This is a genomic window from Pedobacter panaciterrae (genome assembly GCF_013204795.1).
Taxonomy (GTDB): Bacteria; Bacteroidota; Bacteroidia; order Sphingobacteriales; family Sphingobacteriaceae; genus Pedobacter; species Pedobacter panaciterrae.
This window is the reverse complement of the sequence record NZ_JABMKW010000008.1, coordinates 993717-1007179: the sequence shown is the minus strand read 5'-3', so window position 1 is coordinate 1007179 and position 13463 is coordinate 993717. Positions and strand designations below refer to the sequence as shown.

The following is a 13463-nucleotide window of genomic DNA, read 5'->3' as shown; positions in this document are numbered from 1 at the left end:
CTTTAGAAATTATGAAAAAAATACAAGTTTATAATATATTGAGTTGGTTCGGTATCCTCTCCTTTTTCGCGATTTTGTTCGCTTCCTGTGAGAAAGATCCTAACTTCAGAGAATTTAATTATCCTGAACTAACTGTAAATGATTTTTCTCCGGCTGCAGGACGGCCCGGATATCAAATCACCATTAACGGCACTAATTTCGGAGATGTTAAGAAAGCTGTTACTGTTTATTTTAATGGTGTAGCGGCTACTCAGGAGGACATCATCAGTGTTACCGACAAGCAGATCGTAGTAACTGTTCCTAAAACTGCCACCAGTGGAAAGATCTCTGTAAAGGTTTGGCAATTTACCAAAGAAGTGGCCGGTAATTTCACCTTTATACCCGGTGGAGAGATTATTAATATTTCGCCTGGGTTCGGTCTGGAGGGTTCATTAGTTACCATATTGGGTAAGAACTTTGGAACCATAGCAAGTGACATTAGGGTTACTTTTGGTGGGGTTAATGCCGAGGTGATCTCTGCAACAGATGCGAAGATAGAAGTAAAAGTACCTGTTGGAGGCCTTACCGGCACAATAAAGGTTTATATAGGCCTACAGGAAATTGAAGGTATTTATTTCCTGGTTGGTGAGGAGAAAATAACAGGAACCATTATTGGAACACCCGGCTCATGGAGCAATAATCCTGCTACAACAATTGCAGCTGCGTTTGATGGAAATATAGCAACTTTTGTCGATGGTGCTGTTGCATCGGGATATCTCGGTTTTGATTTGGGAGCCGCCGGGAAAGCGAAACTAAACAGGATGCGTTATTACCCTAGAACAGGTAATGCCGCAAGAATGAATGGCGCCCGGGTGTATGGGACAAATGATCCTGATAAAATAGGGACGACAAATGGTGACCTTTTATACACCATCACAACAGCCCCTGCTTATGACTGGAATGAGGCAGCCATAAACAGTACAACCAGTTACCGTTATCTATACCTGTATTTTGCTACCGGAAACCTGAATGTAAGTGAGCTTGAGTTCTATGGCGTAAAAGACAATTAAAACCTAAAATTAATACTCCCGGGTTTGATAAATGCAAGCCCGGGAGTATTTTTTAAAGTATACCCGTGGTAATCCCTATCAATTTTAAATCTCAATTATGAAACTATTTACTAACCTGGTTCTGCTTTTTGCAGGATCAATATTTCTTTTAAACTGCAGTAAGAAAGATGCTGCTAATCAAGTACCAGATCCAACAGATCCACCTCAGGGTACTGCTTTATCTATTGATACACTGGCGCCAGGCGCCCCAATGAAACATGTTGGAGGATTACACACCGCAGCAGATTTCGCAAGAATAAAAACAAAGCTGAACGAAAATGCACAACCATGGCTTTCAGGATACAATAAACTTCTGGCAAATTCACATGCGCAGTTATCTTACACGCCAAATCCTCCTGAAAAATTGGTACGGGGTGGCGGAAGTGCGGAAGAACCAGATCCTGATAATTATTCAAGAGCCTTTAATGATGTTGCAGCTGCCTATCAGCTGGCATTGAGATGGAAAATTTCCGGAGATAATACATATGCGCAAAAATCCATTCAAATATTAAATGCCTGGGCAAGTACCTGTAAACGCATCAGCGGCGATTCAAATGCGCAATTGGCTGCCGGCATCTATGGCTATCAATTTGCATTGACCGGGGAATTGATGAGGGATTATAGCAATTGGCAGGCAGCAGATTTTAAAGCGTATCAAAAATGGATGACAGACGTTTTTTATACGATAAACAAAGATTTCTTAAATAGACACAACGGCACTTGCGATTCCCATTACTGGGCAAACTGGGATATGTGTAACCTGGCTTCTATTATGGCCATTGGTATATTAACAGATAACCGGTCAATGTATAATTATACCATTAACTATCTGCAAAGGGGAAATGGCAATGGCAACTGGTTTAAAGCGATTAATTATGTGTTTGATGGTGAAAATGCGGGTTTGGCGCAGTTGCAGGAAAGTGGACGTGATCAGGGTCATGCTACACTGGTAATCGCGTTAATGAGTACAATTTCGCAAATGGCATGGAACCAGGGCGACGATTTTTATGGTCTTGATAATAACCGTTTCCTTAAAGCTTGTGAATACACTGCCAAATACAATGTAGCGAGGCTGGAAGTTCCTTTTCATGAATATACCCGTCTGTGGGCAGCAAATTGCGCCCAATCAGAGGTACACAAGGTAGTAAGTGACAATAGCCGGGGCACGGTTCGTCCGATGTGGTCTGCCGCCTATTTTCATTATGCGAAGATTAAAAAAGTTGCTGAATCTGAAGCGAGGTATACGGCTTTGGGTGTACAAACAACTTTACCAGAAGGAGGCGGAGGTGACTACGGACCAAACAGTGGGGGCTTTGACCAGTTAGGGTTCGGAACATTAATGTACTCTTTACCTTGAGGTGTTTAGCACACAATGCTATAGCACTCGCCGTCATCTCGACGATAGGAGAGATCTCTTGTTCAGGCATAGTTCAATAGATCTCTCCTATCGTCGAGATGACGGACGCTTTTAAAACAAAAGCTAACGCGTAATCCAGAAGGTATTTATAACGGGAGCTGCAGTTTGCAATTTGGGTTCATTGCTGTTTCCATATTGCCAGGCTACAACAGTAACTTTTACCGGAAAACGACTACGTGGAGGAATTTTCAAAAGATTCAGGCGATTACCTACAATTTCTGCGGGGCCATCCTGCACATAGAAATAAACAGGCACATTTGCATCTGAGCTGGCTTTAAGTTCAATCCCGTTTTTATTTGCAGACTGATCCGGAATAGGTAAAAAAGTAAGGTGCTGCTTCCTACCGGCAGTATTCATAGGAGGAACAAGCATTTGGGCCTGTTGCACAGCTGGCCTATACTGTTCATCTCCTGGATGGCTAACGGCAAACCACAGCTCATAACTATGTGGGTTTTGCCAGAATCCCGACTGAGGCTGAATTCGAAAAGTAGTGTCATTAAACCTGATCATCGGGCCTGTAATTCTTCGGATCACGATTGATTCCGCATTATTTGCGTGCCCAATACGCTCACCAGCAGAAGCACCTGCCCATATAGCCGGACGGGGGCTTCCCCCCGGTATAGTATCGTAAAAAGCTGTACCTAATTTAAACGTTATCCCATCTGGCAAGGGTTCAAATTTCAGATTAATCTGCTGATGTGTATTCTTTTGTTCAACTTTTTTCCCATTTTGCACATAGGCAATAAGCTGAACTTTTTTATGGCGATACCTACCCTGATAATCCATAGTGGCCTTTGCCATTTCCTCATCAAAATACCAGAAGGCTTGTGCAGGATCTCCTTTGTACCGACTCACTGGCGCCGCTTCTGCCTTTGGAAGCTCATCCCTACTCCACTTATCAACCAACCAGCCTGTTTTAGTGGGATCTAAAGATCGAAGTCTGGTTTGGCCAGTACCTTCGACCCAACGGTACTGCATTACTTTCTTTATGTATAGCGCAATATATTTACACTTTTCAGGGCTACTTGCAAAATGCCCCTCTGCCGGACTTGCCAGCATACTTAAAGGCAGCAGCGGATGTGTTGCTCTTTGCTTTAATCCTTCTAAAGCCACACTTTCAGCAGCCTCATACTCTCCCATGGTTTCCAGGCAGGGTATAAAATCTATATTTCTAGTTCCCCAGATATCCGGAGCAAAAACGGGATGGCGAAAATAAGGCCATTGGCCGCTAACTGAAATCGCAGCAAGTGCTCTTTCAGGATTCCACGCAGCCATGTAATATGGAGCGCTGGCGGCAGCAGAATGCCCCATTCCGATAAATGGAGCGTTCCGCAATTCATCATAACCAGATACCTCGGCCAGATCATTCATAACATCATTGAAAACAGTTCCTGCCCCCTTACTAAAATTAAAAAAAAGGTCATAGGCCGGACTAATCCAGACCTGGGCGATACCTAGCTTACCCATAGCTTTTCTGAATTCAGGATCCTCCAGAATGGAATGCTCTTCCATGTTGTTCTGCGAAAAAATAAAAGCTTTAACCCTTTTACAATCGGGCGGAATCCATAAATAAGCCCTGCAAGGCTTATCGTTTTGAATGGTCTTCACTGCCACTGACCATTGCCAGACGGCTCCTTTGACAGGAATTGATAGGATCACAAAAAAAAGAACAATCAGGAGGTCAAACTTGGTTTTCATCATTTAGTAATTTCTCTTATCCAGATGGCCTGCCCACCAGATGGAATTAAATCTGTATCAATTATGGTTTTATGATCTACCGGTTTCCTGGTTACCCTTACTTTAGTAGCCGTTGCAACCGAAGGATCATCTGAATAAATACTGGCAATGTATTTTTTATCCTTTGGTAAAAAATTTAAAGGTATTTTAAGCTTACGTGCATCATTGTTGGTCAGCGTTCCAATAAACCAGTCCTTTGCTTTTCTCCTGGCAATAGTAATGTATTCACCAGGATTTCCTTGTATGACCTTGGTTTCATCCCAGGTAGTCGGGATTTTATCCCAAAACTCCAGTTCCGGTTCATCTTTGGAATGAGCTGGCTTATCGTACCAATATAAGGTTTGTAAGGGACTATAATAAACTGCCGCCATTGCCAGCTGATGGGCATGAGTAGTTTTGATTCGCTCGTCGTAATAACAAATGGTATAATCCGCTGCTCCGGCAATGTATCGGGTAAATGGCATAATGGTATTGCTGGTGGCATCGGGCATTTCCTCATTTCCTCTGATGCCTTCTGAAGTCAAGAGATTAGGCCATGTACGCTGTTCCCCTGTTGGCCGCCAGTCATCATGAATGTTCACCATGATATGTGCATCTGCAGCCTGCTGAATGGCTTTTTGCACCCATGTTGTCCAGCGATGAGACCCCACTTGTACAAACCCAAATTTCACCCCTTTCACCCCCCATTTCTCATAAACCTTAAACAAACTATCAGATTGACTATACAAACCCTGAAGGTTTACATACAGCCAAACACCAACGCCTCTTTCTTTCCCATAATTGATAATATCAGGAAGGTCAAAATCCGGAATGGCCACCTTAGTAGCATCAGATTTAAAAGTAAATGATGGCCCGTACCATTTCCAGTCGAACAGGATATACTGAAGGTTATGTTTTACCGCAAAATCAATATTCGCCTTTGCATCTGCGGTGGTCTGGGTCATTACCCTGATGATCTTGCCCGGCTTAATCCAGCTTTCATCCTTTATCTTTGATGGAGTATTAAGGTTAAGCAGCAAGTGATTGTTTTGTATGAGATCTCCGGGTTTTTCTGCTACCATTACGACTCTCCATGGAGTGCCAAATGGCGAGATCAGATCTGCAGGAGTATACATGGAAGTTTGAATGGTATTGGATTTTACAGTGCTCAGTTTGAATTTTGTACGTGCATAATCAACCATCTGCGCCTCAGCAAGACAGGCATATAATCCACCAGGCAGTTCCAAAGTTAAAGGTCTTTCTCCCTCATCCGGCCAGTTCTTTAAAGGCAATAACCGGTAAGGTGCCTGAGCCCATGAAGCATGCCAGGCATTAGTTCCCTCGGGCAATGAAAATTCGGTATTCTCAGACACAATCCGATAATAGGTTCCCTTCTCATTCTCGGGAAAGAAATACCGGAATGCGGTGCCTTCATTATAAGCACGTATTTCTATGTGGATGGGATAAATTGGATTGTCTTCTTTTACTGCTTGTATCGTGATGGCCTGATAATGATCTCTGATCTGGCTACTCTCACCGGTTATGGGCGTCCATGCTGTATCTTTAGAATTGCGAACAATTCCGATTATCTTCAGGTTTTCAAACCATTTTTCGCGCCGGTCAACCTTTAACGCCATCGCCTGCTCACTTAAATGATTGTCTAACTGTAAATCCAATAAAGATTCGAGTATAACGGGTTTTCCTTTAAAATTTACCGTGTAATACATCGCACGGGTACTATCGGTTAATTGTTTCTGATAGAATGTTATTAAGATATTTTTATCCGGAGAATACAATTGTTGAAGAGATCCTGAAACCAGTTGCTGTGCCCTAACGGAACTAAAGAAACCAGCCAGAGCAACAACAAAGGTTAAGAGTGGTTTTAATTTTCTAAGCTGCATAAATATTGGAAAGTAGACACGTTTCACGTAAAATCTGAACTGCACGGTAAACCTGATTAACTACAGATTGATACTTTATCCCCGTGATTTCTGATATCTGGTTATAATTAAGGTCCTGGTAAAAACGCATATGAATGACCTCGCGTTGTTTCAGTGGTAAATTATTAATGGCCCCCATCATTACCTCTTTTAACTCCACATCCTGCTCCCTGGAAATAATGGCATCTTCATTTGAATATTCAAATTCTGCAAAAGGCATTGCCTCAAGCTTTGATGCTTTCAATTGGGATTTCCGGATGTGGTCCAATAAGGTACAGCGGGTGGAACGGTAAAAGTAAGCTCGGACATTAGTGATTTCACCTATCCTCACTCTGTTTTCCCAGAACTTAATAAAGAGTTCCTGCAGAAGGTCATCGACCAGATCAGCATCCTGAATCGTGGTAAATGCATATCTGAATAAACCCGGATAAAGTGCTTTGTGAAGTAAGGCAAAAGATCCTTGCTCACCATTCCTGGTCTGATCCCATAACACCATCAAATTGTCGACTTTGCTCATAAGAATTACATATTTGGTTACTGCAATGTTTGGTTTGCAACAAGCCTGAGCAGAAAGATTTTCAGCTCTGGTTTGCCGTAAATTGCAGTTACGAATATGGTTTGGAATAAAAAAAAGGAAGGGTACAAACTCGTAATTAAGGAGTGTATTTTCGCCAAATGGCGTTTTTTAACCTAAAAGAAGGCTATTTTTCGCTAATCTTTGAATTTATAGCGCTTATTAAAAGACTTGCGGTGTTTCTTTATGAACTCAGATGGGTTGGAATGAAACAATTTAAAAAATTGTTTGCTGAAATATTTAGCATCATTAAACCCGGTTTGAAAAGCCGCCTCGTTTACATTACAATCTGTATTGATCATGATCCTTGCTGCAGTACGCAAGCGGATGAAACGAATAAAGGAACTTACGGATTGTCCTGAAATTGACTTTACCCGTTTGTATAAATTGGAATGGCTCATTCCGATCTCCTCTGCAAGGGCCTTAATTCCAAAGTCGGCATCATTTAAATGCTGTTCAACAATGATGATACACTTTTCCAGGAATTCTTTATAAGCTTCGGATATGGTCAGGTTATTTGATTGAAGCGTAATCTCATTATAAAAATACCGCTGCAGGTTATTCCTGTTTTTCAAAAGATTTGCCACACGGGCCACCAGGTATTCTTTTTCAAATGGTTTGCTGATATAGTCATCAGCACCACCCTCCATACTTTTTAGCTTTATGTCTGCGGAAGCACTTGCGGTAAGTAATATGACGGGAATATATGATAATGCGGGGTCATTCTTTATCTTTTCACAAAACTCTATTCCATCAATGCCCTGCATCCTGAAATCAGTAATGATCAGGTCAGGTAATTTCTCTGTAGCCAGTTTCAGTCCATCAGTCCCGTTTTCCGCTTCATAAAGCAGGTAATCTGATTTGAATACACTTTTAATATAGGTTCTGATATCTGCTTCGTCATCAACTATTAAGATACTTTGTTTATCACTAATCAGTTCTACCTCTTCATCTGCATTAAACTCATCTGAAAATGCATCCACTTCGCCAAGCATTTCATTAAATAAGACGGATTCACCCTGATTATCCAGGTCTGCGATAACCTCCGGAAAATGCGATTGTCCTTTTAACAATGAAAGGTAAAATGAGGTGCCGTTACCCAGCTCACTGGTATAACTTAATTGCCCACTATGCAGGTCTGTAAATTGTTTGGCCAGGAATAAACCAATTCCGAAGCCCGGTTTAGCGGAATTATCTTTTCGTATGGCCTGGTAAAAACGTTCGAACAATTGATCGCCTGCATCGGCAGGAACACCAGAACCGTTATCTTCCACTTTAATGAGTACATCTTCAGTTGTTTCTGTTACTTCGACCAAAACGGCACCACCGGAAGGGGTATATTTTAGTGCATTCGATATCAGGTTAAACAAAACAATTTCCAGTTTCCCACGATCAGCAAAAATTTCCAGTGCTTTATTTTCGAAGATAAGCTCGTACTGAATCGCTCTTGAAGCTGCTTGCTGGGTAAAGCACAGATATACCTCCTGACACAAATCATATAAGTTTAATTTCGAAACCCTAATATGGTCAAACCCCGCTTCGGCCTTTCTAAAAAGCAAGAGCTGATCAATCAGACTCAGCATTCTTCTTGCATTTCTGTGGATAAAACCGAGTTCCTTAATGTCCTCAGAAGATCGGTTTTCTGACTTTTTCATCAAATCCTTAACAGGATTGATGATCAGGCTTAATGGGGTTCTGAACTCATGGGAAATATTTGTAAAGAAAGACAGCCTTTTTTCATTCAACTCTTTTTCATTCTCATTAATTACACGCTCTTTTTCATGTTCAAGACGTTCTTTTTCATGTTTTGCCACTTCCGCTTCATACTCGGCTTTTTTGCGTTCTGCACTGAGATTTGCTATTTTAACTTCATAAGTAAGTTTAGTTTGTCTGGATTGATAGAGAAAATACAGATACACTAAAGCCGCAACTGCACTGAAGTAAATTAGGTATGCCCACCAGGTACGATACCATGGTGGCAATACAACAATCTTTAAATTGATTTGCTTACTGTTCCAAACACCCTCGATATTGGTGCTTTTTACTTTAAAAACATAACTACCCTCATCCATATGGGTATAAGTAGCTGTGCGCGAATTCCCTGCTTTATTCCAGTCCCTGTCCCATCCGTCCATATAGTAGGCGTATGAAATCTTATCGGCGGCAGAATATTCAAGCGCAGTAAATTCAAAAGAAAACACTGCCTTATCATAAGGAACCTTAAGTTCCAGAACCCTGCCACTCTTACTTTCTTTTACAAAAGAAGGATGCTGTTCAACTGGTACATTATCAATGTTGAGTCCTGTTAGCAACAGATTGGGCGCATTGTTAACAGGGACAATACTTGCAGGCTGAAAAATATTAAATCCCTTTATCCCCCCAAATACCATCTCTCCAGATTTTAGCCTCAGACTTGAATTGATCTGAAACTGGTTACTTTGAAGACCGTCACTCTGATAAAAATTTGTAAACTCCTTTTTTGCAATGTTAAATTTAGAAATCCCATTATAAGTGCTGATCCATAGATTACCCTTCTGATCATCGAGCAGGCTGAGTACGGAATTGTTACACAGTCCATTTTCTGTGGTATAACGTGTAATTATTTTACCCGTCTTTCGATCAAAAAGCAAAAGACCACCACCTTCTGTACCAATCCAGAAATTGCCACGCGCATCCTCATTAATTACCCGAACCGTATAACCAATATTAAAGAACTGGTGTTTTTTACCCAATTTGTCGATTTTCACCAGCTGGTTCAGATTCCCTCCCCAAAAAACACCTCGGGCATCCTCATGCAATACAAACAGGTCGGTAAGTTTGGTATCAAAGAGCTCAAATTTATTTTCGGTGCGGTTTAATCTGTATAAAGCTCCCAGTAAACTGCCGCGGCGCAAAGTAGCTGCCCATAAGGTATGGGCACGATCTTCGTATAAGTTGAACACAACTTTACTTTCTATTCCGGTTTGAGGATTAATACACTTATATCTCTCAAAAGTTTGGGTTGATCTGTTGTATCGGTTTAATCCGTCGGCAAAAGTCCCCAGCCAAACATCCCCCTTATAATCGGAGATAATAGCGGTAATAAAATTTCCCGAAAGGGATTTTGGATCTCCTGGAATATTTTGATGCTGAACAAATGAGTTTGTTTTTCTGTTCCAGATATTAAGTCCTGAGTTTTCAGTACCAATCCATAGCTGATCCTCCTGATCACCGTAAAAGGCTGTAATGGCACTCTTTGCCAGTGACTTTTTGTTTCCAGGCTCATTCGCGATTGTTTGAAATTTCTTTTTATTCGGATCAATGATGCCCACCCCGATAAAAGAAGTTCCGATCCATTTCCTGGACTCCTTATCAATATAAATAGAATAAATCATGCCACCGTCCAGAGCATTTTTATGATCTGCCGTTTTCAAAGATTCTATTTCCGAACTGGAACCATTAAGGAGATATATCAGTCCGGCAACTGTCCCAATCCAAAGATTTTTTGATGAATCAAACTTAAGTGTAGATACTGCACTACTAATTGGCACATTACCCGTAGCAAACATCTGTTCCACGCCATTGTGAAGCATATCATATTTAAACAGGCCGTTATTTGTTCCAATCCAGATATAGTTGCCAAGAATTTCCATGCAAAGCGACATACTAAGGGAAGTGTTTATTAGTTTAAGCTTGCCTGAATGCTCGTCCAGGACACATAACCCAAGATTTTGAACAAATACCCAGAGCTTTCCCTTCTGATCCATTTTAAGAGATTGAACTCCATATGACCTGGTTTCTTTTCCATTTACAACTAAGGGAATCTGGTCTGCAATAAGTTTATCGGCTTTGCATAAGAGCAAGCCAAGGCCTTCAGACCCGATAAAAACATTTCCTTTGGCGTCTGCCTCAATATCTTTGATCACTTCCCTTATGGTGTCCGTGCCTTTGGCAGAGTGATAAGCTACGGTATTGAATTTTCCGGAAAGCTCATCGTAGACGCTAATTCCCTGGCGGGTTCCAATCCACAAATGATTCCTGACATCACTGGTTATGACATGAATAATGTTATGCACCAAAGAATGCGGATCATTGAGCTTGTTTCGAAATACTTTAAATCCATATCCATCATACCTGTTCAGGCCATCGCGGGTACCAAACCACATAAAGCCGTTGTGGTCCTGATAAATGGAACGCACCAGATTATTGGACAAGCCATTTTCTATCCCCAAATAGCTCATAGGAGGAAAATCCGTTGCCTTTAGCCCTGTTAGGCTAAAAAGAAAAAGCAATAAAATCAGCGAAATCCTCACCCCTGTTCAGTTTATTAATTCAGTAGCCTAAAATAGGCAGATTATATCTGCATCCGGCTAATACTTTTCAAATAAAAGCAGTTCTGTAAACGCTTTTATTTCAAGGCATTCCTAAGATTTAAGCCCTTTTGAAGCCTTTGAAGCCTCAATAAGGCTTCAAGATAATAATAATCTGCATATATAATAGAAGCATCAACTTCAGATCCGTTGGGTTTATGTCCCGTTGAATGTAAAAGAAAAGCACTATTCTTTTGTCTGCTCTGGTACTGTACTGATGATAAAGAAGTTAGCATTTGCTCTGCTTTATCCCTATAGGTGTTTGCCTTAATTTTATCCTTGGTAAACGTTGAAAGTTCCAGTAAAGCTGAAGAAACAACAGCTGCTGCAGAAGCATCTCTTGGGGCTTTTGGAATAGCAGGATCACTGAAATCCCAATAAGGAATCAGATCGGCAGGCAATCGCTGCAAGTAAACATCAGTCACTTTCTGAGCAAAATCTAAAAATAAAGGGTCTTTGGTTTCCCTGTAACACATAGTATATCCATATATAGCCCATGATTGCCCTCTTGCCCACATGGAATCATCTTCATACCCCTGATGGGTTACACCTTTTATTTTTTTACCGGTTTCTTTATCGTAAACCACTGCGTGATAAGAAGTATAATCCGGTCTGAAATGATTTTTCATAGTGGTTTTGGCGTGTGATACAGCGATATCATAGAGCCTTTTATCACCTCCATTTTTTGAGGCCCAGAATAACATTTCCAGGTTGATCATGTTATCAATTATAGTATTATGCTGTGGCCATTCCATATTGGAAACTGGTCGTGGCCAGGATAAAATAGTGCCTACCTTTGGATTGAACAGGGTTGCCAAAGTATCAGCAGAGGCGAGTATGATCTTTTTATAGTCAGGATTCTTTGTTAATCGATAACCATTTCCAAAGCTGTTAAAAATCTGAAAACCGAGGTCATGATCAAATGCCTTCATCGTAGAAAGTGGTGTAAGCTCGCGCGAAAATTTATCGGTCTGGGTTTTAAATTTCTGATCATGTGTACCTTCATAAGCATACCAAAGTATTCCGGGCCAGAAACCACTACACCAGTCCTGATAGTTAATGAACTGCCATTGCTGCTGACCAGAAAGAATACTTCTTGGTATATTTTTCACACTATCTGCAGGAAGCTGACTAAGCGTTTTATGGATTTGTGAAGCGCAATAGGCAATGGATTGCCTGGCGTTCAACTGCCCAAAACTGATCTTGCTGCCAAGAACAACTACCACTGTGAAAAAAAGATTTCTGAAAGTATTTATTGTCGCCATACACTAGTGACACTTAAATTTATCAGTTATACTCAGAAATAAATAAATTTTAGAAAATTCTAATTACAAGGAATACACTGCTTTGCTATTTTTTAGTCGAATCACGAACGATGAATGCTGATTGGACAACTATCTTTTGAGGAAACTGAGCATTTTTTTTAGGATCCAGCATATCCAGCAATATGCGGATGGATTGACTTGCCAGTTCTGAAATCGGCTGTGCTACTGCCGTTATGGTTGGAGCGTAAATATCAAAGACCTGATGATCATCAAAAGCAACGATGGCCACATCACCTGGAATATTAAGATTTAACTGATTAAGTGCTTTTATTCCGCTAAAGGCCAGGTAATTTGTGGCAAAGAAAATAGCCTCTGGCTGATTATTATTCCTGATAGAGTTGACCAGCCTCGCTGCCTTTTGGTCCATTGTACTGGAGAACGGTATTTTTAACAACAGCGGCTTAAGGCCTTTCACTGCCAGGGCATCCAGGTATCCCTTTCGCCGATCGAGCATCTGACTCTGATCGGAATCAAGTTCAACGAAGGCAATATTTTCGTGACCACTGTTAATCAGGTACATTACTGCATCGAAGCTTGCCTTATAATTGTCAAGAATCACATAGCTGCTATTTACTTCTTCGAAATACCTATCAAAAAGTACAACAGGCAAACCTTCATCAATCAATGCCTGGATATCCTGCTCAATGCCGGCCGGAGGTGTAATGATATATCCATCTACATGTCTTTCACGAAAAAGATTAATGAGTTCTCTGGTTTTGCGAGCATCATTATCTGTACTGCAATAAATGATCTTATAACCATTCTGATAAGCCAGCTCTTCGATATGATAAGCTACCTGCGCAAAGAAATAATCAGAAATTTTTTCGACCATGAGACCAATAATCATGGTTTTACCGGTGCTAAGGCTTTTTGCAAGCTGGTTAGGCTTATAATCCCTCCTCTCCACATGATTTACCACCCGCTCGATCAGCACATCGCTGATCCTGTTTTCCTTTGCCTTACCATTTAAAATAAGAGATACTGTGGTCTTGGATATGTTTAGTTCGTCCGCAATATCTCTTATGGATAGTTTCTTTGTCATAACCTAAAGATA

General features: G+C 41.0%; 8 protein-coding genes. 2 read left to right on the top strand and 6 right to left on the bottom strand.

The window, feature by feature from the left end; translation table 11 throughout:
* Positions 1-11 precede the first annotated feature (11 nt).
* Positions 12-1049: an IPT/TIG domain-containing protein gene (locus HQN86_RS06410; RefSeq protein WP_172660167.1), complete on the top strand. Its 1038-nt coding sequence runs from the start codon at positions 12-14 to the stop codon at positions 1047-1049.
* Between the two features lie 97 nt (positions 1050-1146).
* Complete coding sequence (locus tag HQN86_RS06405) at positions 1147-2445, top strand: alginate lyase family protein (protein WP_172660166.1); 1299 nt, start codon at positions 1147-1149, stop codon at positions 2443-2445.
* Between the two features lie 123 nt (positions 2446-2568).
* Here the strand turns inward: HQN86_RS06405 and HQN86_RS06400 are convergent, their stop codons facing one another.
* The 6 genes from HQN86_RS06400 to HQN86_RS06375 all read right to left on the bottom strand — a co-directional run bounded on the left by HQN86_RS06400 (position 2569) and on the right by HQN86_RS06375 (position 13451).
* Positions 2569-4206: a glutaredoxin gene (locus HQN86_RS06400; RefSeq protein WP_216854332.1), complete on the bottom strand. Its 1638-nt coding sequence runs from the start codon at positions 4204-4206 to the stop codon at positions 2569-2571.
* Positions 4203-6122: a glycoside hydrolase family 97 protein gene (locus HQN86_RS06395; protein ID WP_172660165.1), complete on the bottom strand. Its 1920-nt coding sequence runs from the start codon at positions 6120-6122 to the stop codon at positions 4203-4205. Before HQN86_RS06395 ends, HQN86_RS06400 begins: the two co-directional genes overlap by 4 nt.
* The gene (locus HQN86_RS06390; RefSeq protein WP_172660164.1) at positions 6112-6678 is read right to left on the bottom strand and encodes an RNA polymerase sigma factor; all 567 of its coding nucleotides are present in this window, start codon (positions 6676-6678) and stop codon (positions 6112-6114) included. Before HQN86_RS06390 ends, HQN86_RS06395 begins: the two co-directional genes overlap by 11 nt.
* A 194-nt stretch (positions 6679-6872) precedes the next feature.
* Positions 6873-11027, bottom strand: a complete 4155-nt coding sequence (locus tag HQN86_RS06385) for a hybrid sensor histidine kinase/response regulator transcription factor (RefSeq protein WP_172660163.1) — start codon at positions 11025-11027, stop codon at positions 6873-6875.
* Positions 11028-11122: 95 nt separating this feature from the next.
* The gene (locus HQN86_RS06380; RefSeq protein WP_172660162.1) at positions 11123-12349 is read right to left on the bottom strand and encodes a glycoside hydrolase family 88 protein; all 1227 of its coding nucleotides are present in this window, start codon (positions 12347-12349) and stop codon (positions 11123-11125) included.
* 85 nt (positions 12350-12434) lie between these two features.
* Complete coding sequence (locus HQN86_RS06375) at positions 12435-13451, bottom strand: LacI family DNA-binding transcriptional regulator (protein WP_172660161.1); 1017 nt, start codon at positions 13449-13451, stop codon at positions 12435-12437.
* Positions 13452-13463: the final 12 nt, after the last annotated feature.

Excerpts from the sequence above, each read along its gene's own strand:
- HQN86_RS06410 (WP_172660167.1), top strand. The coding sequence starts at position 12 with ATGAAAAAAATACAAGTTTATAATATATTGAGTTGGTTCGGTATCCTC.
- HQN86_RS06375 (WP_172660161.1), bottom strand. The coding sequence starts at position 13,451 with ATGACAAAGAAACTATCCATAAGAGATATTGCGGACGAACTAAACATA.
- HQN86_RS06380 (WP_172660162.1), bottom strand. The coding sequence starts at position 12,349 with ATGGCGACAATAAATACTTTCAGAAATCTTTTTTTCACAGTGGTAGTT.
- HQN86_RS06395 (WP_172660165.1), bottom strand. The coding sequence starts at position 6,122 with ATGCAGCTTAGAAAATTAAAACCACTCTTAACCTTTGTTGTTGCTCTG.
- HQN86_RS06390 (WP_172660164.1), bottom strand. The coding sequence starts at position 6,678 with ATGAGCAAAGTCGACAATTTGATGGTGTTATGGGATCAGACCAGGAAT.
- HQN86_RS06400 (WP_216854332.1), bottom strand. The coding sequence starts at position 4,206 with ATGATGAAAACCAAGTTTGACCTCCTGATTGTTCTTTTTTTTGTGATC.
- HQN86_RS06405 (WP_172660166.1), top strand. The coding sequence starts at position 1,147 with ATGAAACTATTTACTAACCTGGTTCTGCTTTTTGCAGGATCAATATTT.